At 71.0% G+C, this 21,149-nt stretch carries 18 protein-coding genes; 4 read left to right on the forward strand and 14 right to left on the reverse strand.

All coding sequences use genetic code 11. The features are described 5' to 3' along the window. Nucleotides 1–910: 910 nt before the first annotated feature. The gene (locus AC3CH1_RS24075; RefSeq protein ID WP_026290787.1) at nucleotides 911–1,432 is read left to right on the forward strand and encodes a universal stress protein; all 522 of its coding nucleotides are present in this window, start codon (nucleotides 911–913) and stop codon (nucleotides 1,430–1,432) included. A 174-nt stretch (nucleotides 1,433–1,606) separates the two neighbouring features. On the opposite strand, the gene glmS is transcribed toward AC3CH1_RS24075, so the two are convergent. The 11 genes from glmS to AC3CH1_RS24130 form a co-directional block, all read right to left on the reverse strand. Continuing rightward, complete coding sequence (glmS, locus tag AC3CH1_RS24080; protein WP_488464826.1) at nucleotides 1,607–3,436, reverse strand: glutamine--fructose-6-phosphate transaminase (isomerizing); 1,830 nt, start codon at nucleotides 3,434–3,436, stop codon at nucleotides 1,607–1,609. Between the two features lie 80 nt (nucleotides 3,437–3,516). Further along, the gene (locus tag AC3CH1_RS24085) at nucleotides 3,517–3,792 is read right to left on the reverse strand and encodes a hypothetical protein (protein WP_488464827.1); all 276 of its coding nucleotides are present in this window, start codon (nucleotides 3,790–3,792) and stop codon (nucleotides 3,517–3,519) included. 86 nt (nucleotides 3,793–3,878) lie between these two features. Next, nucleotides 3,879–4,766, reverse strand: a complete 888-nt coding sequence (locus AC3CH1_RS24090) for a DUF4429 domain-containing protein (protein ID WP_488464828.1) — start codon at nucleotides 4,764–4,766, stop codon at nucleotides 3,879–3,881. Nucleotides 4,767–4,877: 111 nt separating this feature from the next. Next, nucleotides 4,878–6,656: an IucA/IucC family protein gene (locus AC3CH1_RS24095; protein WP_488464829.1), complete on the reverse strand. Its 1,779-nt coding sequence runs from the start codon at nucleotides 6,654–6,656 to the stop codon at nucleotides 4,878–4,880. Then, a complete protein-coding gene (locus tag AC3CH1_RS24100; protein WP_488464830.1) occupies nucleotides 6,653–7,222 on the reverse strand; it encodes a GNAT family N-acetyltransferase in 570 nt (189 codons plus the stop codon). The genes AC3CH1_RS24095 and AC3CH1_RS24100 overlap by 4 nt, the downstream gene beginning before the upstream one ends. Continuing rightward, a complete protein-coding gene (locus AC3CH1_RS24105; RefSeq protein ID WP_488464831.1) occupies nucleotides 7,219–8,496 on the reverse strand; it encodes a lysine N(6)-hydroxylase/L-ornithine N(5)-oxygenase family protein in 1,278 nt (425 codons plus the stop codon). The genes AC3CH1_RS24100 and AC3CH1_RS24105 overlap by 4 nt, the downstream gene beginning before the upstream one ends. Continuing rightward, nucleotides 8,480–9,928, reverse strand: coding sequence for a pyridoxal phosphate-dependent decarboxylase family protein (locus AC3CH1_RS24110; RefSeq protein ID WP_488464832.1), 1,449 nt, complete (start codon nucleotides 9,926–9,928; stop codon nucleotides 8,480–8,482). Before AC3CH1_RS24110 ends, AC3CH1_RS24105 begins: the two co-directional genes overlap by 17 nt. 408 nt (nucleotides 9,929–10,336) lie before the next feature. Continuing rightward, the gene (locus AC3CH1_RS24115; RefSeq protein WP_488464833.1) at nucleotides 10,337–11,377 is read right to left on the reverse strand and encodes a hypothetical protein; all 1,041 of its coding nucleotides are present in this window, start codon (nucleotides 11,375–11,377) and stop codon (nucleotides 10,337–10,339) included. A 215-nt stretch (nucleotides 11,378–11,592) separates the two neighbouring features. Further along, nucleotides 11,593–12,453 (reverse strand): siderophore-interacting protein, encoded by an 861-nt coding sequence (locus AC3CH1_RS24120; protein WP_488464834.1) that lies wholly within the window; start codon nucleotides 12,451–12,453, stop codon nucleotides 11,593–11,595. Between the two features lie 117 nt (nucleotides 12,454–12,570). Then, nucleotides 12,571–14,493 carry a GNAT family N-acetyltransferase gene (locus AC3CH1_RS24125; protein WP_488466724.1) on the reverse strand — a complete coding sequence of 641 codons (1,923 nt, stop codon included), beginning with the start codon at nucleotides 14,491–14,493 and terminating at the stop codon, nucleotides 12,571–12,573. Nucleotides 14,494–14,515: 22 nt separating this feature from the next. After that, entirely contained in the window at nucleotides 14,516–15,988 is a 1,473-nt protein-coding gene (locus AC3CH1_RS24130; protein WP_488464835.1) for an MFS transporter, read from the reverse strand. A 216-nt stretch (nucleotides 15,989–16,204) separates the two neighbouring features. On the opposite strand from AC3CH1_RS24130, the gene AC3CH1_RS24135 reads away from it, so the two are divergent. The 3 genes from AC3CH1_RS24135 (at nucleotide 16,205) to AC3CH1_RS24145 (ending at nucleotide 18,194) form a co-directional block, all read left to right on the forward strand. Further along, nucleotides 16,205–16,648 carry a winged helix-turn-helix transcriptional regulator gene (locus tag AC3CH1_RS24135; RefSeq protein WP_488464836.1) on the forward strand — a complete coding sequence of 148 codons (444 nt, stop codon included), beginning with the start codon at nucleotides 16,205–16,207 and terminating at the stop codon, nucleotides 16,646–16,648. A gap of 86 nt (nucleotides 16,649–16,734) precedes the next feature. Then, nucleotides 16,735–17,244 carry a DUF1707 SHOCT-like domain-containing protein gene (locus AC3CH1_RS24140; protein WP_488464837.1) on the forward strand — a complete coding sequence of 170 codons (510 nt, stop codon included), beginning with the start codon at nucleotides 16,735–16,737 and terminating at the stop codon, nucleotides 17,242–17,244. A 254-nt stretch (nucleotides 17,245–17,498) separates the two neighbouring features. Next, nucleotides 17,499–18,194: an alpha/beta hydrolase gene (locus tag AC3CH1_RS24145; protein WP_488464838.1), complete on the forward strand. Its 696-nt coding sequence runs from the start codon at nucleotides 17,499–17,501 to the stop codon at nucleotides 18,192–18,194. A gap of 371 nt (nucleotides 18,195–18,565) precedes the next feature. On the opposite strand, the gene AC3CH1_RS24150 is transcribed toward AC3CH1_RS24145, so the two are convergent. From AC3CH1_RS24150 to AC3CH1_RS24160, 3 genes are read right to left on the reverse strand one after another with little or no spacing between them, the layout of a single operon-like run. Then, entirely contained in the window at nucleotides 18,566–19,732 is a 1,167-nt protein-coding gene (locus AC3CH1_RS24150; RefSeq protein WP_398604006.1) for an acyl-CoA dehydrogenase family protein, read from the reverse strand. An 8-nt stretch (nucleotides 19,733–19,740) separates the two neighbouring features. Then, nucleotides 19,741–20,709: a hydroxymethylglutaryl-CoA lyase gene (locus tag AC3CH1_RS24155; RefSeq protein WP_488466725.1), complete on the reverse strand. Its 969-nt coding sequence runs from the start codon at nucleotides 20,707–20,709 to the stop codon at nucleotides 19,741–19,743. Beyond that, the gene (locus AC3CH1_RS24160; protein WP_488466726.1) at nucleotides 20,706–20,930 is read right to left on the reverse strand and encodes a biotin/lipoyl-containing protein; all 225 of its coding nucleotides are present in this window, start codon (nucleotides 20,928–20,930) and stop codon (nucleotides 20,706–20,708) included. Before AC3CH1_RS24160 ends, AC3CH1_RS24155 begins: the two co-directional genes overlap by 4 nt. Between the last annotated feature and the right edge of the window lie 219 nt (nucleotides 20,931–21,149).

A 21,149-nucleotide genomic window follows, 5' to 3' on the forward strand; every position in this document is an offset into this window, starting at 1 on the left:
GACACCTTCCCCCACCAGCTCAATGTCGATAAGGAAACGTGGCGTGAAGCGTTCGATCACGAAGCGTTTCACTCGCGAAGCGCACAGGGAAGTGCCCTTCGCCAACGTGGCCCGTCCGCGTCGGGTGAAAGCGTACCGCGCGGTCCGTTCCTGCCTGGTGGGCGGTGGGGTGTCCGGCCATCCCGCGAAGGGTTCGGCACCCAGGTGAAGTTGGCTTGAATCCGTCGGTTGTGTGTGCTGTATCCGGTCACGCCGGGCGCACAACCGCCGCCTGACGACCGCGCCGGTGCGCGCCCTCGCCGCCGTGAACCATGGCGTGTTCGGACCGCCGCGGAGGGCGGTGGCGGGCCGTCGTGACGTGGACCGGGGCGAGGTTCCGCCGGGCCGGATTACCGACCGATGGGCCGTGGGGCACGACAACCGCGGGTCTCGGGCGTCGGCCGGGGGCGGTCCGGCGGGCCCGGCCGGCCGCCGGTCAGGGCCCCCTCGCCCGCCGGTCCGGGCCCCGTCGCGGGGTTCGGCTCGAACGGCGATCGCGGGGGGCCCGCCGCGGCGTCCTGTCCCGGGCCGGCGGCCCGGTGGCGGTGTGGCCAACAGGGACCGGGTGAGGGCCGCGCCGCCGGGTCCGCCGGACGATCACCGGTCATCGCGAAAAACAGGACGGCCGATGGTCTTCGCCCCTTCCGAGGCCCGTGTACGACACAACCGGCATTGCCATCGCGGACAGGCTCGGGCATGCTCCCTCCAGCGTCGCGCACGCTTTTGCGGGGGTCTGGGTGGTGGAGGAGTGACGCCGTACCCTTAGGGGTATGGGGTTGGGAAGATGATTCCCGGACATAGCTTCACCACCAGCTGATGCACCTCTCGAAACCGTTCCCTCCTCACGAGGATTCTCTTCGCCGAGACACCGATGGCCGGTCACGAAATCCCTGAACCCAAGGACCGCAAGCCGGTAGCCGACCCAGGGTCGGAGCCGCGGACGGTCGAAGAAGCACGCCATGCGTGCGATCCCGCCTTCCGGCACGGAGTCGTGGTCGGTTTCGACGGCTCCACGTCGAGCGAGCGGGCTCTCGCCTACGCCATCGGCATGGCCGGCCGGTCGGGCTCCGGCCTGATCATCGTCCACGTCGCCAACCGGCTGCCGACCACGGTCTGGGCGGGCTGCGAGCCCCCCGTCTTCGTCGATGTCCCCGATCACCGCACCGAGGTCCTCGGCCTGGAGCTGGCCTGCGCGGACTACCTCTCCGAGGTGCCCTGGGTGCTGGTCGAGCGCGGGGGTGACATCTGCCACGAACTGGAGGAGGTCGGCCGGGAGTACGCCGCCGACGCCATCGTCGTGGGCTCCACGCACGGCATCGTCGGCCGGATCTTCGGGTCCGTGGCCGGCCGCCTCGCCCGCCGGGCGCAACGCCCCGTCATCGTCATCCCCTGACCCGAGGGACCGCGAGGGACCCCGAGGGACTCCCAGAGACCCCGAGGGGATCCGAGGGTCCCCGAAGGGCCGCCCCGCGCCTCCTGGGGACCGCCAGAAGGCCCTGTGACGGCACGCGTTGGACCCCGCACCGCCTTCACGACGGTACGGGGCCCAAGGTCTGTGCGCCGCCGTCTACTCGACCGTCACGGACTTCGCCAGGTTGCGCGGCTTGTCGATGTCGCGACCCATCGCGAGGGCCGTGTGATACGCGAACAGCTGGAGCGGGATGCCCATGAGGATCGGGTCCAGCTCGTTCTCGTTCTTCGGCACGACGATGGTGTGGTCGGCCTTCTCCTGCACCTGGTGGGCGACGGCGAGGATGCGGCCGCTGCGGGCCTTGATCTCCTCCATCGCGGCGCGGTTCTTCTCCAGCAGGTCGTCGTCCGGCACGATCGCCACGGTCGGCATCGCGGGCTCGATCAGCGCGAGCGGGCCGTGCTTCAGCTCGGAGGCCGGGTAGGCCTCGGCGTGGATGTACGAGACCTCCTTCAGCTTCAGGGAGGCCTCGCGGGCCACCGGATAGCCGCGCACCCGGCCGATGAACATCATCGACTTGGCGTCCGCGTACTCCGCCGCGAGCCGCTTGATCTCGTCCTCGCCCGCCAGGATCTCGCTGATCTGGTCCGGCAGCCGCCGCAGCCCGTCGATGATCCGCTTGCCGTCCGCGACCGAGAGGTCACGGATCCGGCCCAGGTGCAGGGCGAGCAGCGCGAAGGCGACCACGGTGTTGGTGAAGCACTTGGTGGAGACGACGCAGACCTCCGGCCCCGCGTGGACGTACGTACCGCCGTCGGCCTCACGGGCGATGGCGGAGCCCACCACGTTGACCACGCCGAGGACCCGGGCGCCCTTGCGCTTCAGCTCCTGGACGGCCGCCAGCACGTCGTACGTCTCGCCCGACTGGGAGACCGCGACGTACAGGGTGTCGGGGTCCACGACCGGGTTGCGGTAGCGGAACTCGGAGGCCGGCTCGGCGTCGGCGGGGATGCGGGCCAGCTCCTCGATCAGCTGGGCGCCGATCTGGCCCGCGTGGTACGAGGTGCCGCAGCCGAGGATCTTGATCCGGCGCACCCCGCGCGCCTCGCGGGCGTCCAGGTTGAGCCCGCCCAGGTGCACGGTGGAGAACCGGTCGTCGATCCGGCCGCGCAGGACGCGGTCCACGGCGTCGGCCTGCTCCGAGATCTCCTTGTGCATGTACGTGTCGTGGCCGCCCATGTCGTACGACTCGGCCTCCCACTCCACGGTGGTCGGCGTGGCCGTCGTGGTCGAGCCCTCCGTGGTGTACGTACGGAAGTCGTCGGCCTTCAGGGTGGCCATCTCGCCGTCGTCCAGCGTGACGACCTGGCGGGTGTGGGCGACCAGCGCGGCGACGTCGGAGGCGACGAACATCTCCTTCTCGCCGATGCCGAGGACGACCGGGGATCCGTTGCGGGCGACCACGATGCGGTCGTTGAAGTCGGCGTGCAGCACGGCGATGCCGTAGGTGCCCTCGACGTGGCGCAGCGCCTCGCGGACCTTCTCCTCCAGGGTCTCGGCCTGGGCGCGGGCGATCAGGTGGACCAGCACCTCGGTGTCGGTCTCGGAGAGGAAGACGATGCCGTCGGCGGTGAGCTTGGCGCGCAGCTCGGAGGCGTTGTCGATGATCCCGTTGTGGACGACGGCGACCTTGTTCTCCGCGTCCATGTGCGGGTGGGCGTTCTCGTCGCTCGGCGCGCCGTGGGTGGCCCAGCGGGTGTGGGCGATGCCGGTGGTGCCGGCGAAGCGCTTGGGGACCTTGGCCTCCAGCTCGCGGACCCGGCCCTTGGCCTTGACCATCTTCAGCGTGCCCGGCTTGCCCGCCGCCGCCTTGCCGGTGATGACGATGCCCGCGGAGTCGTAGCCCCGGTACTCCAGCCGCTGCAGGCCTTCCAGCAGCAGCGGAGCGACGTCACGCCTACCGATGTATCCGACGATCCCGCACATGAGTTCTCTGCCCCTCCATCGACGTACACGCATTTCTGTTCGGCGCCCCGCACGGGCGCCCGGTTGCCGGCCGCGGCCGGTCAGCCGTAGACGATGCGGCGCAGCTGTCGGAGCGAGAGCTCCGGCGGCGCCACGGCGCGGTGCGGCAGCTCGGCCGCGATCCGCTCGAAGATCTCCGCGTTGACCAGGCCGCCGGACTGCAGTTCGCGGTGGCGGCGCCGGACGAAGTCGTCGGTGCTCTCGTCGAAGTACGCCAGCACGTCGAGGACCACCCGGGCCGCCTCGCCGCGCTGGAGCGCGGTGGAGCGTACGAGGTGATCGATGAGGTCGTCATGGGACGAGCGGCGTTCAAGCACCCGTCGATATTGCTTGCCGGGACGTGCTTATGCAAGAAATCTGCCCGATAACGGGCAGGAGAGGCGGGAAAAGCTGCCTGATCGCGTCACATGCTGCGCAGAACGGCCTGCTTCGCGGCGCTGAACTCCTCGTCGGTGAGCACCCCGGCCCGGTGCAGCTCGCCCAGCTCCCGCAGCCGCCGCAGCAGCGTGTCGTGGTCGCCCGCGGGCGGGGCGACGGGGGCCGGCCCGGCTGCCTCGGCCAGGGCCGGGGCCGCCTCCGGGGCGGCCGGCACCGCACGGGCCCTGGGCAGCCGCGCGAGCACCGCCGCCGCGACCAGGACCGCCGTGTGCTCCTTCTTGGACATCCCCCACAGGTCCAGGGCGTACGTGTCGTACTTCGGCGGGGCCGAGACGGTCCCCTCGACCGGCTCGAAGCGCAGATAGCCGTTCTCCAGGCCGATCGACGGCATCCACCGCACGCCCGCGATCCGTGACAGCGGGAGGGTGGACGGGCCCGCCGCGATCTTGGACTCCTCGGCCTTCCAGTTCCAGGTCAGCCGGACGCTCTCGCCGTCGAAGGACGCCGTGCCGTCGCCGCCCCCGCCGGAGACGGGCAGCGCGGGTCCCGGCAGCAGGAAGCGGTCCACGGGGCCGTCCGGCACCTGCTCGATCAGCAGCGCGTTGCGGACCTCGTCGACGAAGTACTCCGCGACCCCCGTGCGGTCCTTCTCCACGGTCAGCACGTAGGGGTCGGCACCGTCCTTGAGGCGGCCGTCGGCGGCCCGCAGCACCGGGCAGGCACCGCCGCGCAGCCGCAACCGCAGCCGCCCGCCCTTGCGGTCCGGTTCGAACGAGATGCCCGCCACCGCCTGCACGGGTACGGCTGTCTCACCCAGCTCCTGCCGGACCGGGTGCGCCTTTCCCCCCGGCACGACGCGCACGGTGTCCCCGTCGAACGTCCACGTTCCGTCCCGCTGGATGATCTCCGCCATGCCCGTGATTCTGCCAGCCCCCCTCCGGGCCGCGCCGGGGAAGGTGCGCGCCCGGGGGACCGTCCCCGGGCGCGCACCGGTCGGGAGGCCGCCGCGATCCGGCGGCCGGGCTCAGAACCCGGCGATCGGGTTCTTCAGGTGACCCACCAACTGGAGCGCCCCGGCGGGGTCGTTGAGGTCGACCATCTGCTGGTTGTCGCGCAGCTGGAGGCGGTTGAGGCAGGAGAGTGCGAACTCCTTCTCGAACAGGTCGTAACTCCGGAACTTCTCCGCGAGGTACGGCGCCGATGCCTGGTAGTCGCGCACACAGGCGGCGACCGTCCGCCAGAAGGTGTCCTCGTCCAGGACGCCCTCGGTGTCCAGACCCGCGCCCAGGAAGCGGAAGAAGCAGTCGAAGACGTCGGTGAGGACCGACAGCGCCTTCATGTCCTCGGGGACCTCGACCCGGATCCGCTCGACCTGCGGCGGCAGCACCGCGTCCGGGTCCATCACCGCGATCTCCTCGGCGATGTCCTTGAAGATCGTGCGGGTGACGACACCGTCCTCCACGACCAGGATCACGTTCTCGCCGTGCGGCATGTAGACGAGGTCGTAGGCGTAGAAGCTGTGCAGCACCGGCACCAGATAGGCGTCCAGGTAGCGCCGCAGCCACACCCGCGGCTCCAGGCCCGACTCGGCGATCAGCGCCCCGGCCACCGAGCCGCCCTCGTGGTCGGTGTGGAGCATTGAGGCCATCGTCGCGACCCGCTCGCCGGACCGGAGGCCCGGCACGGGGCTCTCGCGCCACAGGGCGGCCAGCATCTTCCGGTACGGAGAGCCCTTGACGGTGGCCGCCTCGTAGGACCGGTGGTGGTAGCCGATCGCGGCCCGCTCCCGGATGATCGAGAACCCGATGCCGCGCAGCAGGTCGTCGCGTTCGATCAGACCGGCCAGCCAGTCGTTGATCGCGGGAGTGGCCTCCATGTACGCGGCGGACAGACCGCGCATGAAGCCCATGTTCAGGACCGACAGCGCCGTTTTGACGTAGTGCTTCTCGGGGTGGTCGGTGTTGAAGAACGTGCGGATCGACTGCTGGGCGAGATAGCCGTCCTCGCCCTCGCCGAGCACCACCAGATGCCGTGCCGCCAGTTCTCCGGCGAAGCTGACCGCGAGCTTGTTCCACCACTGCCAGGGGTGGACGGGCAGCAGGAAGTAGTCGCCCGGGTCGAGGCCGAGCCCGCGCAGCGTGCCGTCGAACCGCTCCCGGGTCGTCTCGCTCAGCTCATCCTTGACCAGCGCCTCGTAGTCGATGCCGGCGCCCGCGGTGAAGGTGGCCCGGTCCCGGTGGGCGGCCAGCCAGACGAGCCGGATCTCCGAGGCCGTCTCGGGGGCGTACGCCCGGTACTCGTCCACGCCGAAGCCGAGCCGCCCGTTGTTGGCGACGAAGCACGGGTGGCCCTCGGTCATCCCGGTCTCGATGGCCTGGAAGCCGGCGGCGACGAGCTGGCCGGAGGTCACCGGTTCCTTGGTGAGTTTGTAGGCGGTTCCGGCCAGGGTGGAGGAGACCTCCTCCAGGTAGACCGGCAGGACCTCCGCGGAGATGCCGAGGGTGTTCCGCAGCTCTATGAGGAACTCCAGTGTGTCCAGCGGGAGTTCGGAGCCATGCCGGTGCCGGGTGATGCTCTCGGCGTCGATCTGCCAGTGGTCCAGGGCGAAGAGGCGCGCGGTGAAACGGTACTCGGTGGAGGCGTCGTCGCTACGTACGGTGTAGCGGCCGTCGCCGAGCGGCGTGGGGGCCAGCAGCCGTTCATGGCTGAATTCCGCCAGTGCTTTGCGCACCAGCAGTCGGTTTGCGGTGGCCCAGCGCGCCGGCGAGAGGTGGGCGACGCTGTCGGTGAGGGCGGTCGTCATCGGTCGTTACCTCCGGTTGCTGCTTCGAACTGCGCACGGGTGCAGGCGCTGAGCAGGGCGTCCTTCTCCGGCTTGGCGATCTCCCGGAGCACCTCGAAGCCGACGGCCTTGTTGAGGGCCTGCACGGCGCTGTTGGTGACGTCGGGCTCGACGACGACGCGGCGCACCGACGGGTCGGCGAACAGGAAAGCCATCACGGTCGTGATCACGGCCCGGGTGAAGCCGTGCACCGGGGTGTCGGTGGGGGCGACCAGGAAGTGCATCCCGATGTCGCCGGGCTCCGCCTCGTACAGCCCTTTCAGCTCGACCTCGGTGGGGTCGTAGCGCTCGATCAGGAAGGCGGGTTCGCCGTCGTGCAGCCCGATGAACGCGTCATGGTGCGGGTGGGCGGCTATGGACCGGTACTCCCGCTCCACGTCCGCGAGTTCGGCGTCGCCCATCAGCCAGAACGCGGCCTTGGGGTGGGTCACCCAGCCGTGCACCAGTGCGGCGTCGGCGGCGGGGTCCAGCGGGCGGACGGCGAAGGCGCCGAGTGTGTCGGGGCGTCGGTTGCCGGGGCGGTTCATACGGCGAACTCCTGGAAGGCGATGGACTTCTCGACCGGGTAGACCTCGCGGCCGAGCAGCTCGCCGATGATGTACGCGTTGCGGTAGGCGCCCATGCCGAGGTCGGGCGAGGTGATCGAGTGGGTGTGCACCGAGGCGTTCTGGAGGAAGACCCCACGCCCGGTGGTGTCGATGCTGTAGTTGCGGGCCACGTCGAAGCGGCCCCGGCTGTCGTGGCGCAGCCGCCCGGTGACGGGCGCGAGGAAGGCGGGCGCCTCGTACCGGTAGCCGGTGGCGAGGATCAGGCCCTCGGTGGTGAGCTCGTAGTCCTTGCCCTGCTCCTCCTGGCGCAGTCCCAGGCTGTACGCCCCGCCCTCCGCGTCGTAACGCGCGCTGAGAAGGGCCGAGTTGGTCAGCAGCCTGGTCGGGGCGGGGCCGGCGATGTTCTTCTGGTAGAGCAGGTCGAAGATCGCGTCGATCAACTCCCCGTCGATGCCCTTGAACAGCCCCTTCTGACCGGTCTCCAGCCGGTAGCGGGTCTCCTCGGGCAGCGCGTGGAAGTAGTCGATGTACTCCGGGGAGGTCATCTCCAGCGTCAGCTTGGTGTACTCCAGCGGGAAGAACCGCGGGGAGCGGGTGACCCAGTTGAGCCGGTAGCCGTACGTGTCGATCTCGGAGAGCAGGTCGTAGTAGATCTCCGCCGCGCTCTGCCCGCTGCCGACCAGGGTGATCGACTTCTTCTTCTGGAGGTCGGCTTTCCCCGCCAGATAACGGGAGTTGTGCAGGAAGTCCCCGCCGAGCCCCTGGCAGGCGTCCGGTATGTGCGGCGGGGTGCCGGTGCCGAGGACCAGGTGCCGGGAACGGAACAGCTCGCCGGAGGCGGTGCGCACCGTGTAGAGCCCGGAGCCCTCGTCGTACGTCACGGTCTCGACCGTCTCGTCGAACCGGATGCTGCTCAGCTTCCCGGCGGCCCAGCGGCAGTAGTCGTTGTACTCGGTCCGCAGCGGGTAGAAGTTCTCCCGGATGTAGAAGGAGTAGAGCCGGCCGCGCTCCTTGAGGTAGTTCAGGAACGAGTACGGCGAGGTCGGATCGGCCATCGTGACCAGGTCCGACATGAACGGCGTCTGGAGATGGGCCCCTTCGAGGAACATCCCGGCGTGCCACTCGAAGTCCGGTTTGGACTCCAGGAAGACGCCGTTCAGCTCGTCGATCGGCTCGGTCAGGCAGGCCAGTCCGAGATTGAACGGGCCGAGCCCGATCCCGATGAAGTCGTGGGGTTCAGGAAGCGCGGTCAAGGGAGTCTCCCAGGTACTTCTCGGCGTGGCCGGCGATCAGATCGAGGACCGCGGCGATGTCGTGCACGGTCGTCTCGGGGTTGAGCAGGGTGAACTTCAGGTACTGGCGCTCGCCCACCTTGGTGCCCGCGACGATGGCCTCCCCGGAGGCGAACAGTGCTTTACGGGCGTGGAGGTTGGCGCGGTCGACCTCGTCGGGGGAGGCGACAGCGGGCGGGATGTAGCGGAAGACGAGCGTGGAGAGCTGCGGCTCGACGACCACGTCGAAGCGCGGGTCGGCGGCGAGCAGCTGCCACCCCTCGGCGGCCAGGTCACAGACCTCGTCGAACAGTTCGCCGATGCCGTCCGCGCCCATGACGCGCAGGGTCATCCAGAGCTTGAGAGCGTCGAACCTGCGGGTCGTCTGGAGCGACTTGTCGACCTGGTTGGGTATCCGCTCCTCGGCCATCCGGCGCGGGTTCAGATACTCCGCGTGGTACGTCGCGTGCCGCAGGGTCGCCCGGTCGCGGACCAGTACCGCCGATGAACTCACCGGCTGGAAGAAGGACTTGTGGTAGTCCACGGTGACCGAGTCGGCGCGTGCGATGCCTCTCAGCAGCCCGCCCCGCGCACGGGAGGCGAGCAGCCCGCAGCCGTACGCGGCGTCCACGTGCATCCAGACGGCGAACTGCTCGCAGAGCGCGGAGATCTCGGGCAGCGGGTCGATGGAGCCGAAGTCCGTGGTGCCGGCGGTGGCGACGACGGCCATCGGGACGGTTCCCTCGGCGGCGCAACGCTCCAGGGCGCGGGCGAGGGCCACGGTCCGCATCCGCTTGTCGCCGTCCACAGGGACGGAGATGACGGCGTCCGGCCCGAGGCCGAGCAGCTTGGCGGACTTCTGCACGCTGAAGTGGCTGCACTCGGAGGTGAGGATCCGCAGTCGGGTGAAGTGCTCCGGTCGGACCTTCGCCTCCTCCCGGGCCAGCAGCAGGGCCTGGAAATTGGACTGCGTACCGCCGCTGGTGAAGATGCCGTCGGCGGCCGGACCGAGCCCGATCCGCTCGGTGGTCCAGTCGATCAGCCGGCGCTCGATGAGGGTGCCGCCCGCGCTCTGGTCCCAGGTGTCCAGGGAGGAGTTGATCGCGGAGAGCACGGCCTCGCCGAGCAGGGCGGGTATGACGACCGGGCAGTTGAGGTGGCCCAGATAGCGGGGGTGGTGGAAGTAGACGGCGTCGCGGAGGTAGACCTCGCCGAGCTCGTCGAGGGCGGCAGCCGCGTCGCCGAGCGGCCGGTCGAGGTCGATCGCGTCGATGACGGGGGAGAGCTCGTCGACACCGATCCCGCTGAAGGGGCGCTCGGTGGCGGCGAGCGTGGCCGCGACCCGTTCCACTCCTGCGGAGACGGTGTGCCGATAGTGCTCCGCGGTCGTGTTGTTGAGCAGCTGCGAACGCATGGAGGGGTCCTCCCGGGTGAGGGGAACTTCATCGCGGCCCTCCGGGCAGGAAGGGGGGACGAGGGCGCGATACCAAAGTAAGGGGAGCCTAACCTAAGTCATAAGCGGCCGTTCTCCTCACCCCCTCGGGTGCACCGCTTGTCCGCTTTCCCTCCCCCCTGTCCCCAAGGCCGGGTAGTGACCGTCTTCGCTGGTAACGCACGCCCTTGAGGGAAGCTCGGCGTGGAGCGACGGAGCTCGTCGGTGCGGGCGGTCGTCCGGGGCGGCTTGTTCTCCGCGGCCGACCTCGCGCGAACGGCCGCCGCCGCTCCCTTCGGAGGGGGAGCGGCGGCGGCCGTTGGCGTGGGTAAGGCGTTCAGGTCCGGGGCGTGGACCGCGTCCCGGGCGACCGGGACGGAGGCCGATCGGTCAGTGCTTCGCTGGCTTCGTCACCACCCAGTCGGAGGTCCGGAAGTGGGTGGAGACCCCGGTGCCCACCTGGGACTTGTCGGGGGGCCCGGAGCTGGGGAACAGCGACGGCGCGATGGGTCGGCCCAGCCGCTCCTCCCATGCGGTCGACCACTTCTCGAGCTCCGGGAAGGCCTCCCGAACCGCCGTCCGGTTGATGAAGCTGTACTTCTGATGAACGAATCCCGTGCGGATGTCCTGATCGCTGAGCTTTCCCGCGCTCTTCAGCTCATCCCACTTCGCCCGGGCCTCGGCCACCATGATGTCGGACGAGATGTGGAAGTCCCCGTCGCTGGGTCCGAACTGCTTCCCGTTCTCGTCGAGCATCCCCAGTTTGTGCAACGCGTCGAACGGGCGGCGCGCCGGCCGCTCGGCGGGAGGTGTGGAGCCCATCCACTCCTGGAACCTCGCCGACGCCACCGGCTGCCCTGCCAGGTCCCGTTCGGCCGGGAAGTCCTTGTGGCGGCCCGAGAAGAAGAACGCCCATGATCCCTGGAGGCGTACGTCATAGTCCTGGGGGCGCTCGCAGGAGGAGCACAGGACCCTGAACAGGGAAGCCGACATGCGCTTGAACTGGTGGGGGGTCGTACCCAACGGCGCCTCGAAGTGGCGCCACCACCTGACCTGCTGCTGATTCAGCCCGAGGAACTCCAGGTCCCGGGGCTGGATGCGGTATCCCGTGTCATCGTGTGGCCATGCGCGGCTTCCCTCGCTCTGACGTCCCGGAACCCTGCCGTCGGCGTCGATGAGCCCCGCGGCCTGAGCCTTCTGCCGCCTTTTGAGGAAGCCCGGGTCCTCGTCGGCCGACGGGCCCGCCAGGACGGCCTGCCCGTGGATGCTCGCTGTGACCGGCCGGGAGGTTACCGCCGCGGTCGGGGCAACCGCGGGACCTGACAGGACCAGTGCCGCAAGGGCCAGAACTCCCAGCCTCAGACGCTGACGTGACACTCTTTCGCCTCCAGTGGACAACACTTCGCCTGGCTCGCGCTTCTCGCGTTCCATGACTCAGAGTTACGCATATCGCTGCGTGTCACCGTCACAGCCACGCCGAGCTTGACGGCCCCGGCCCCACGGCGCCCGCGAGGCAGGGCATGTGCGGTGGGTGGGCTCCGGGGCGATCACGGGCGGCCCGGTGTCGTCGGGCGGCGTTCCGGGACGACCACCGGAACGGGTGAACCTTGAACGGGCTGCCCCCGGTGGTGGCCGTCACCTCACGGTCATCGTGGTTCCGCTTCCGCTTCCGCCCTCCGCAGCTGCTCCTCGGGGAGTCCGCGCCGCCAGTACGCGGTGGACGTCACCCGCTCACCGTCGAAGCCCCGCTCATGGACGAGGTGATGGCGCAGCGCCCGCACCCCGGACGCCTCGCCCGCGATCCACGCGTACGGCGTGCCCCCGGGCAACTCGGCGGCGCGCACGGTCTCCACACCGCAGGTGGCCCCCTCGTTCCGGACGAGCCAGCTGATCCGGGCCTTCGCCGCGGTGTTCAACGCCTGGCGGTCCTCCGTGCGCGGGACCTCCAGCCAGACTCGGGCCGGCAGCCCCGCGGGCAGCCACTCCAGGGCGGCGGCCGCGGCGGGCAGGGCGGTCTCGTCGGCCCGGATCAGCACCCAGTCGGTGTCGGCCGGCGGCCGGAAGCGTACGGCCGCGTTGTCCGCCTCGACGGGGCCCAGCACCGCGAGCCGGTCGCCGGGGGCGGCCGCCAGCGCCCAACGGCAGCCGGGGCCGCCGCCGTCGTGCAGCACGAAGTCGAGGTCGACCTCGGTGGAGCCGTCCGCCCGCAGCCGCTGGGCCCGTACGGCATACGAACGCGTCACCGCCCGTCCGTCCTCGAGCAGCGCCCGCCCTTCCGCGTGCCGCACCCCGCTCCGGCCCGCCGGGACCACCGCCTCGCTCATCCCCGGGCGGGGCAGCAGGACCGACAGGCTCTGGTCGCGGCCCCCGCCGCTGAAGCCGTCGGCTCCCGGCCCGCCCAGCGTGATCCGGAGGATGGACGGGCCCAGCCGCCTGGTCCGCAGAACGATCAGCTCGAAGAGCCGGAACGGGGCGACTTCGGGGGCGGTGGCAATCGTCGACGTCAACGGGGCTCCTCCGGGACGGGCCGGAGCGGCGGACGGACAGGCCCGGCTTCCGGCTGGGGCGATCCAGAGGAAGGTTAGCCTAGCCTTGCTTGATGGAGGGGTGGCCGACGCCCGCTTCTACTCCGGCAGATCCGCCCCGGTCTCCCGCAGCACGACCGAACCGGCGCCCGTCACCCCGCCCTTCGCCCCGGGCAGGATCCGCACCGTGTTCTCGCCCGGCACCGAGACCGCCAGATCGGCGCGCCCGTTCCGGTCGAGATCCCGCAGCCGCAGGTCGTAACCGAAGTAGTCCTGGGCCACCGTGCCCCCGGCCACCCCCGGCAGCGTCTTGTCGAACACGGCGGAACGCGACCCCTTGAGCCCGCCCGAACCGCCTCGGAACAGATACGCCGCGCCGGAAGCGCTCTTCTTCCCGACCGTCTCGCCCGGTACGCCGACCGCGAGGTCCGCGTACCCGTCCCCGTCGGCGTCCCCCGCCGCCAGCGACGTGCCGAACGCGTCGTCCGCCTCCGAGGCCCCCGTGACCCCGGCCGTCGACTGGCTGAAGGAGAGGCTCCGCGACCCCGGCCCGGCCGAAGCCCCGTACCAGAGGGTGACCGAACCCCGGCCGCCGCTCGCGTACGGATTGCCGACGGCGATGTCCCCGTAACCGTTCCGGTCGAAGTCGCCGATGACCGCGTCGAGCCGTTCATGCTGCTTGCTGTCGATGACCTTGGCCGGACCGGGGGCGAGACCGGCGGCGGCGCCCTTCAGGAACCACGCCTCGGTCCGGAACGTGCTTCCGGCACCCCGGACCCCGACGGCGACCAGGTCGGTCTTCCCGTCACCGGTGACCTTCCCGGCCGCCAGGCTGTCGGCGTACCAGCCCTGCCCCTCCCGGTCGTACGCGCTGACCTTCCCGAGGCCGCCGGACTTGGTGAACCCGCCGCGGTACAGCAGGACGTCACCGGCGTTGAGGGTCGCGATGTCCGGCCGGCCGTCGCCGTTGAAGTCACCGGTCGCGATGTCCCTGCCGAACGCGCCGAAGGCCCCACCGCCCTTGCGGGGCAGGGCTGTTCCGCCCTTGAGTCCCTTGGCCGAGCCCCAGACGACGGTGACCGAGCCGACGGGGGTCTTCCCGGATTCCTCGCTCGGATTGCCCACGACGAGGTCCGCGTACCCGTCCCGGTCCAGGTCCGCACCGGCCAGCGCCCCGCCGAACTGGTCGTTGTCCTCCCCGGCCCCGGGAACCCCCGGCGAGTCCTGGTGGACGAGTTGCGTCTTCGTGGTCAGCCCCTTCGGCCCGCCGAAGGTGACGAGCACCGCGCCGCCGGAGAAGGAGACCGTACCGTCATCCATGCCGCTGTACGCGTACGGCACGGCCAGGTCGGGATAGCCGTCCCCGTTGAAGTCGTCGTAGTGCTTGGCGGCGGCGGCCGACGCCGGAGCGGCCAGCAGCAGCGGGGCCGGGCAGGCGGCGAGCACGACGCCCGCGGCGACCGACGCCGCGCGGAAGCGGGGGAGGCGTCCACGGGAGGCGCGGGCGCGGGGGAGGAGAGAGGACTGGATCATGAAGGGCTGCTGCTCCTGCGGTTCAGGGCCGTGTCCGTGATCGGAACACGACTGCCGACGACACAGCGAAGACCCGTGCCGGAGGCGAAGGGTTGTACGACTGAACCGGGAAGGGCCGCCTCGGACCCCGAACTCCGCCCGGCAGGCGTCGAGTCCCTCCACGGTCACGTCCACGCTCCGGTGCGCCTCCCACCGGGCCCGGCCCAGACGCAGCCGCCGCAGGGTGACGGGAGCCCCGCGCACGACATCCGTCTCCAGGCCGTCGTCCCGGTATCCGAGCCGCCGCGAGACCGCGAGCGAACGGGGGTTGTCGGTCATGGCGGCGGAGACGGCGTACCACGCGCCGAGCCCGGCGAACGCGAGGTGGAGGGCGGCGGCGCGCATCTCCGTACCGAAGCCCTGCCCCTGGTACGGGAGCCCGAGCCACGATCCGGTCTCCGCCTGCCGTCGCACCCCGAATCCCCGACCCATCAGGTCCTGCCGCCCGATGACCTTCCCCTCGCCGACGCGTTCAGGCGCCGATCGCGGCGGGCCGCTCGACGCCGTCCACGGCGTCGTTCCCGCCGGGCGAGGCCGCGCCGCCCCGACCGCCGTCGCCGGACGAGGGCCCGCCCGCCGCCGCCGCCCGCCGGGCGCGGAGGCCGAACGCGCTGACGGCGGCGGCGGTCAGGGCGGCGGCCAGCGGGACGACCAGGGCCGCCCGGTACCCGTCGAGGAGGGCGGCGGACGACGTGCCGTCCGTGGTGCCGATGTTGACGGCGGCCACCGCCGACAGCCCCAGCGCGGCCCCGAACTGGAAGGAGGTGTAGAGCAGCCCGCCGGCCACCCCCTGCTCCTCCTCGGCGATGCCGCCGGTGGCCACGATGGTGAGGGGCCCGTAGACCAGGGAGAAGGCCACGCCCAGGAGGAGCAGCCCCGGGAACATCGCCGCGTACGTCCAGTCCGCGGCGATCGGCAGGAACAGCGCGTACGACAGCGACGCGACGAGCAGCCCGCCGAAGATGACCCGGGCGTTGCCGAACCGGCCCACCAGCCTCGGGGTGAGGAGCGGCGAAAGGACCGCGTCCACGCCGATCACGAGCAGCGCGAAGCTGGTCTGCAGGGACGACCAGCCGCGCAGTTCCTGGAGGTAGAGCACGGCGATGAACTGGAAGCCGAAGAACCCGGCGGCGAAGAGCAGTCCCGACACATTGGCGCGGACCAGCGCCCCGCTGCGGAAGAGGCCCAGGCGCACCAGCGGTGAGGACGAGGCGCGCTCGATCAGGACGAACGCGAGGAAGAGGAGCAGGGCCGCGCCGATCGTGCCGACGGTCCAGACAGCCGGGACGTGCGTGGCCCGCTCGACGCCGAAGACGAGCAGCAGGATCCCCGCGGTGACGGTGACCGCTCCGCCCAGGTCGACGCCCTGCCCGGCGCGCTCCGGGCGGGGCGAGGCGGGGACGAGGACGAGCGCGGCGAGAAGGATGCCGAACGAGAGGACGACCGGGGCGAAGAACACCCAGCGCCAGTCGATGGCGGAGAGCAGCCCGCCGACGACCAGGCCGATCGAGAAGCCCCCGGCGGCGGTGCCCGCGTAGATCAGCAGGGCCTTGTCGCGCTGCGGCCCCTCCGGGAAGCCGGTGGTGATGATCGACAGGCCGGCCGGGGTCATGAAGGCCGCGGCGATCCCCGTCACGAAGCGGGCCGTGACCAGCATCCAGCCCTCGGTGGCCAGTCCGCCCAGACCGGAGAAGAGCAGGAACACCATGAGCCAGAGGACGAACATCCGGCGGCGGCCGAACAGGTCGGCCGCCCGTCCGCCCAGCAGCATGAAGCCGCCGTAGCCGAGGACGTACGCGCTCATCACCCACTGGAGCGTGCCGGTGGACAGGTCCAGGTCCTCGCGGATCGCGGGCAGGGCCACGTTGAGCATGGCCACATCGATGCCCTCCAGGAAGATCGCGCCGCACAGGACGAGCAGAACGGCCCGGGCGCGGCCGGTCATGCGGTCACTGGTCGATCTCGGAAGGGGCGGTGATGAGGACATGGGACTTCTCCTTGAGTGCGGACGAAAGGGGCATGGCTAGGTGCCGCAACAGCGCGGGAAGGAAACAGGGTTGGCACACGGCGGGGTCAAGCGGCCCGTGTCGGACGTGAGTTACCGAATTGCCGGTCGGTTCCCTCTTGTAACCACCCGAAGCTTGCGGCACCGTGGGGAGGTATGGAAGAAGGCACTTCGAAGTCACCGAGTAACTGCGCGGATACCGGGGCCGGTCAGGACTACGACATCAGCCAGTGGGACGTCCGCGAGGGATGCGAGGTGCGGCAGATCCTCGACCGCGTCGCGGACAAGTGGTCGCTCCTCGCCATCGCCCACCTGGAACGCCGCACGCTGCGCTTCTCAGAGCTGCGACGGCTGATCGAGGGCATCAGCCAGCGCATGCTGACGGTGACCCTGCGCCAGCTCGAGCGCGACGGCCTGGTGCGGCGCACGGTCTACCCCGTCGTCCCGCCCCGTGTGGAGTACGAGTTGACGGAGTTGGGCGGGACGCTGCACACGACGATCAGGTCCCTGGTCGACTGGACCGAGAGCCACCAGCAGGAGATCGCCAAGGCGCGCACCGACTACGACGCCCGCAAGGACGCCGAGGTGTCGGCCTCCTGAGGGCGCGGGTCTTCACCATGTCCGCTGCGCCGGGGCCGCACTAAAGTGAAGCGGTGAACTCACCCCAGGGAGAAGCCGCTTCGCGCGTGAGCGAGGACGACCGCGACAGCGCCGTACGGCGCGTGCGGGAGGCGTACGCCGACGGCCACATCGCGCACGAGGAGATGGACGAGCGCCTCGACCGGGTGCTGGCCGCCACGACGCACGGAGAGCTCACGGCGGCCCTGGACTCCCTCCCGGCGGAGGATCCGGGCACCACGGCGACGATCGCCGCCGCCGGCGGACGGATCAAGCGGCGGGGCGCCTGGCGGGTCCCCCGCGTCCTCAAGGTCGAGTCCGCCTTCGGGCGGGTGCGGCTGGACCTGTCCCGGGCGGTCATCGACTACCCGGTCGTCGACATCGAGCTGAGCCTCGGCACCGGCAGTGCGAGCATCACCGTGCCGCGCGACGCGATCGTCGAGGTCGAGGGCCTGACGACCGGCTGGAAGGACCTGCGCTACAGGCCCCGGCAGCCGACCCGCCCCGGCGCGCCGCGCATCCGCTTCTCGGGGGCGCTGGGCTACGGACGGCTGAAGATCCGCCACGCCTGGCGCTGAGGCGGCCTGACGGGCTCATGACCGGGCCTTACCGTGACCGGCTCGGGCCCGGCCCTGCACCGTGATCGGCTCGGGCCCGGGCCCTGCACCGTGACCGGGCTCATGACCGGGCCTTCACCGTGGCCGGGCCTTCACCGTGGCCGGGCCCCGAGCGGCCACCTGAATGACGGCTCCGGCATGCGGGGACGGGCGGACGGGCGTCTGCTGGGCAGGAACGGCTTCCGCCACGTCACCCCCTCGAAAGGCACCGCCCGATGGCTGACAAACCCGCGATCGTCCTGGTCCACGGCTTCTGGGGCGGCGCCGCCCACTGGGCCAAGGTCATCACCGAACTGCACCGCCGCGGCTTCGGCTCCTTGCACGCGGTGGAGAACCCGCTGACCTCCCTGGCCGAGGACGCCGAGCGCACACGCAAAATGGTCCGGCAGATCGACGGACCGGTGGTCCTGGTCGGCCACTCCTACGGCGGCGCGGTCATCACGGAGGCCGGCGACCTGCCCAACGTGACCGGCCTCGTCTACATCGCCGCCTTCGCCCCGGACGCCGGCGAGAGCCCCGGACAGATCAGCCAGGAGAAGCCCCCCGCGGCGTTCGAGAACCTCGCCCCGGACTCCGACGGCTACCTGTGGGTCAAGCAGGACAAGTTCCACGAGAGCTTCGCCCAGGACCTGCCCGAGGAGGAGGCCCTGGTCATGGCGGTGACGCAGAAGGCGCCGCTGGCCTCGACGTTCGGCGACAACGTCACCGCCCCGGCCTGGCGGTCCAAGCCCTCGTGGTACCAGGTCTCCGCCGCCGACCGCATGATCCACCCCGACAACGAGCGTCGCATGGCGACCCGCATGCGGCCGCGCAGGACGATCGAGCTGGATGCCGGTCACGCCTCCCTCGCCTCACAGCCCGGCCCGGTCACCGACCTCATCGAGGAGGCGGCGGGATCGGTCGACTCGTGAACCCGGCCCCGACCAGCCGTTCGTAGGCCTCCGCGACCTCGTCAGGGACGGGCTGCCCGATCATGAAGCCCTGCGCCACGGCGGATTGCGGTACGCCGAGTTCGAGGGCCCGCTCCCGTTAGTGTGTGCCGCCTCGCCGCGCGGCATCCGGTCGCGGGTGCTGGGGCTGGTCGAGCCGGCGAACACGATGACGGGCGGCCCGCGCAGGGAGAACCCCGCCGATGCGTCGGCCACGCCGAGGTCGACGCATGAGAGAGCTGGGAGGCGACGGAGCCCTCCTCGTCCCGAATGCCGACCCTGACACAGCCGCCCCGGCTGCCGTGGTCACGTTCGCGGCAGCCGGGGCGGCAGTCAGGCCATCGGGCGGCCGATCAGCCCGGCAGCCCCAACTCCCTCGCGATCAGCATCCGCTGCACCTCGCTCGTCCCCTCGCCGATCTCCAGGATCTTCGAGTCGCGCCACATCCGCGCCACCGGATACTCGTTCATGAAGCCGTAGCCGCCGTGGATCTGCGTCGCCTCCCGGGCGTTGTCCACCGCGACCGTCGAGGAGTACAGCTTCGCGATCGCCGCCTCCTTCTTGAACGGTTCGCCCGCCACCAGCCGCGAGGCCGCGTCGCGCCAGCCCACCCGGGCCATGTGGGCGCGCATCTCCATGTCGGCGATCTTGAACTGGATCGCCTGGTTCGCGCCGATCGGCCGGCCGAACGCGTGGCGCTCGGCGGCGTACTTCACCGACTCGTCCACGCAGCCCTGGGCCAGGCCCGTGGCCAGCGCCGAGATCGCGACCCGGCCCTCGTCGAGGATGCGCAGGAACTGTGCGTAGCCCCGGCCCTCCTCGCCCAGGAGGTTCGCCGCCGGGACGCGGACGTCGGCGAAGGACAGCTCCCGGGTGTCCGAGGCGTTCCAGCCGACCTTGGAGTAGGGGGCGGCGACCGTGAAGCCGGGGGTGCCGGAGGGGACGATGATCGCGGAGATCCGGGGGCGGCCGTCCTCCTTGCGGCCGGTCACCGCCGTCACCGTCACCAACTCGGTGATGTCCGTACCGGAGTTGGTGATGAAGCACTTCGAGCCGTTGATGACCCACTCGTTCGTCGCCTCGTCCAGCACGGCCGTCGTGCGCGTGCCGCCCGCGTCCGAGCCGCCGTCCGGCTCGGTCAGGCCGAACGCGCCCAGCGCCTCGCCCGCGCACAGCTTCGGCAGCCACTGCCGCTTCTGCTCCTCCGTGCCGAACAGGTGCAGCGGCATCGCACCCAGCGAGACCCCGGCCTCCAGGGTGATCGCCACCGAGGAGTCGACCCGGGCCAGCTCCTCCAGGGCGATCCCGAGCGCCAGGTAGTCGCCGCCCATGCCGCCGTACTCCTCCGGGAACGGCAGCCCGAACAGGCCCATGCGCCCCATCTCGCGCACGATCTCGTACGGGAACTCGTGGCGCTCGTAGAAGTCGCCGATCTTCGGCGCGACCACGTCGTGCGCGAACGCCTCGACCGTGCGGCGCAGTTCCTCGTGCTCGGCGGTCAGCCGGTGGTCCAGGGACATGGTGGGGCTCACTCCTTGTGGGAGGGGGAAGAGGGAGGGGTCAGGGCGCGGACCGTGCGGGATGGGCTCGGTCGGCCCAGGTGTCCGGCGAGCCAGACACTGGTGGCGGTCAACTCGTCAAGGTCCACGCCCGTTTCGATGCCGAGGCCGTCGAGCATCCACACGAGGTCCTCGGTGGCGAGATTGCCCGTGGCGCTCTTCGCGTACGGGCAGCCGCCCAGGCCGCCCGCCGAGGCGTCGACCGTGCTCACCCCGTGCTGGAGTGCCGTCAGGGTGTTGGACAGCGCCTGGCCGTACGTGTCGTGGAAGTGGACGCCGATGGATTCCGTGGGGACGGGCGCCTCGTTGAGCGCTGTCAGCAGAGCCGTTACGTGGCCCGGCGTCGCCACCCCGATCGTGTCGCCCAGCGACAGCTCGTCGCAGCCCAGGTCCATCAGCGCCTTCGCGACCCTGACCACCTGTGCCACGGGCACCGCGCCTTCCCACGGGTCGCCGAAGCACATCGACAGATAGCCGCGCACCCGCGCCTTCTCCGCCTTGGCGCGGGCCACCACCGGCTCGAACATGGCCAGCGACTCGTCCACGGTCCGGTTCAGGTTGCGCTCGGCGAACGTCTCCGTCGCCGAGCCGAACACCGCGATCGACCGGGCCCCGAGCGCCAGCGCCCGGTCCAGTCCGCGTTCGTTCGGCACGAGGACCGGGAGGGAGACGTCACCCACGTCCGCGATATCCCCGAGGAGAGGGAACAGGGCTTCCGCGTCCGCCAGTTGGGGCACCCACTTCGGGTGCACGAAGCTCGTCGCCTCGATGGTGGTCAGGCCGGCTACGGCCAGCCGGCGGATGAACTCCGCCTTCACCTCCGTCGGGACGACATCCTTCTCGTTCTGGAGCCCGTCCCGCGCGCCTACTTCGTGGATGCGGACCCGGGCCGGCAGCCCCGGGGCCGGGACCTCCATGGGGAGCGTGCGCGCGGTCATGAGCCCTCCTCGACCGGAGCAGCCGCCACGGGGACCACCACCGCCAGGATCTGGTCCATCGCGACCGTCGCGCCCGCCGTGACGTCCAGCTCGGTGACGGTCCCCGCGTGCGGGGCGGAGATCACGTGCTCCATCTTCATCGCCTCCACCACGAGCAGGCTCTGCCCCGCCTCGACCCCGTCCCCGACGGCGACCTTCACCACCGTGACCGTGCCCGGCATCGGGGCCGCCAGGGTGTCCGCCCCGCCCCGGCCCGCCCCGCTCAGGGACGCCTCCACCGGATCGTGGTCCTGGACGTGCCAGGTGTCGCCGTCCCGGCCGAGCCAGTCCCCGGAGCGGTGGAAGTGGCCCACCACGCCGTCGAGTTCGACCGTGACCCGGTCGGCCGTGACCGTCGCGGAGGCCGGCGCGCCGTACGTCACCGGGTCCCCGCCCGCCAC

Source organism: Streptomyces sp. MGP-P1, assembly GCF_057766565.1.

Coding starts and splice junctions, on each gene's coding strand:
- AC3CH1_RS24095 (WP_488464829.1), bottom strand. CDS start 6,656: ATGACGACCGCCCTCACCGACAGCGTCGCCCACCTCTCGCCGGCGCGC.
- AC3CH1_RS24130 (WP_488464835.1), bottom strand. CDS start 15,988: ATGACCGGCCGCGCCCGGGCCGTTCTGCTCGTCCTGTGCGGCGCGATC.
- AC3CH1_RS24115 (WP_488464833.1), bottom strand. CDS start 11,377: ATGGAACGCGAGAAGCGCGAGCCAGGCGAAGTGTTGTCCACTGGAGGC.
- AC3CH1_RS24155 (WP_488466725.1), bottom strand. CDS start 20,709: ATGACCGCGCGCACGCTCCCCATGGAGGTCCCGGCCCCGGGGCTGCCG.
- AC3CH1_RS24145 (WP_488464838.1), top strand. CDS start 17,499: ATGGCTGACAAACCCGCGATCGTCCTGGTCCACGGCTTCTGGGGCGGC.
- AC3CH1_RS24150 (WP_398604006.1), bottom strand. CDS start 19,732: ATGTCCCTGGACCACCGGCTGACCGCCGAGCACGAGGAACTGCGCCGC.
- AC3CH1_RS24135 (WP_488464836.1), top strand. CDS start 16,205: ATGGAAGAAGGCACTTCGAAGTCACCGAGTAACTGCGCGGATACCGGG.
- AC3CH1_RS24090 (WP_488464828.1), bottom strand. CDS start 4,766: ATGGCGGAGATCATCCAGCGGGACGGAACGTGGACGTTCGACGGGGAC.
- AC3CH1_RS24075 (WP_026290787.1), top strand. CDS start 911: ATGGCCGGTCACGAAATCCCTGAACCCAAGGACCGCAAGCCGGTAGCC.
- AC3CH1_RS24110 (WP_488464832.1), bottom strand. CDS start 9,928: ATGCGTTCGCAGCTGCTCAACAACACGACCGCGGAGCACTATCGGCAC.
- AC3CH1_RS24100 (WP_488464830.1), bottom strand. CDS start 7,222: ATGAACCGCCCCGGCAACCGACGCCCCGACACACTCGGCGCCTTCGCC.
- glmS (WP_488464826.1), bottom strand. CDS start 3,436: ATGTGCGGGATCGTCGGATACATCGGTAGGCGTGACGTCGCTCCGCTG.
- AC3CH1_RS24160 (WP_488466726.1), bottom strand. CDS start 20,930: ATGCCGGGCACGGTCACGGTGGTGAAGGTCGCCGTCGGGGACGGGGTC.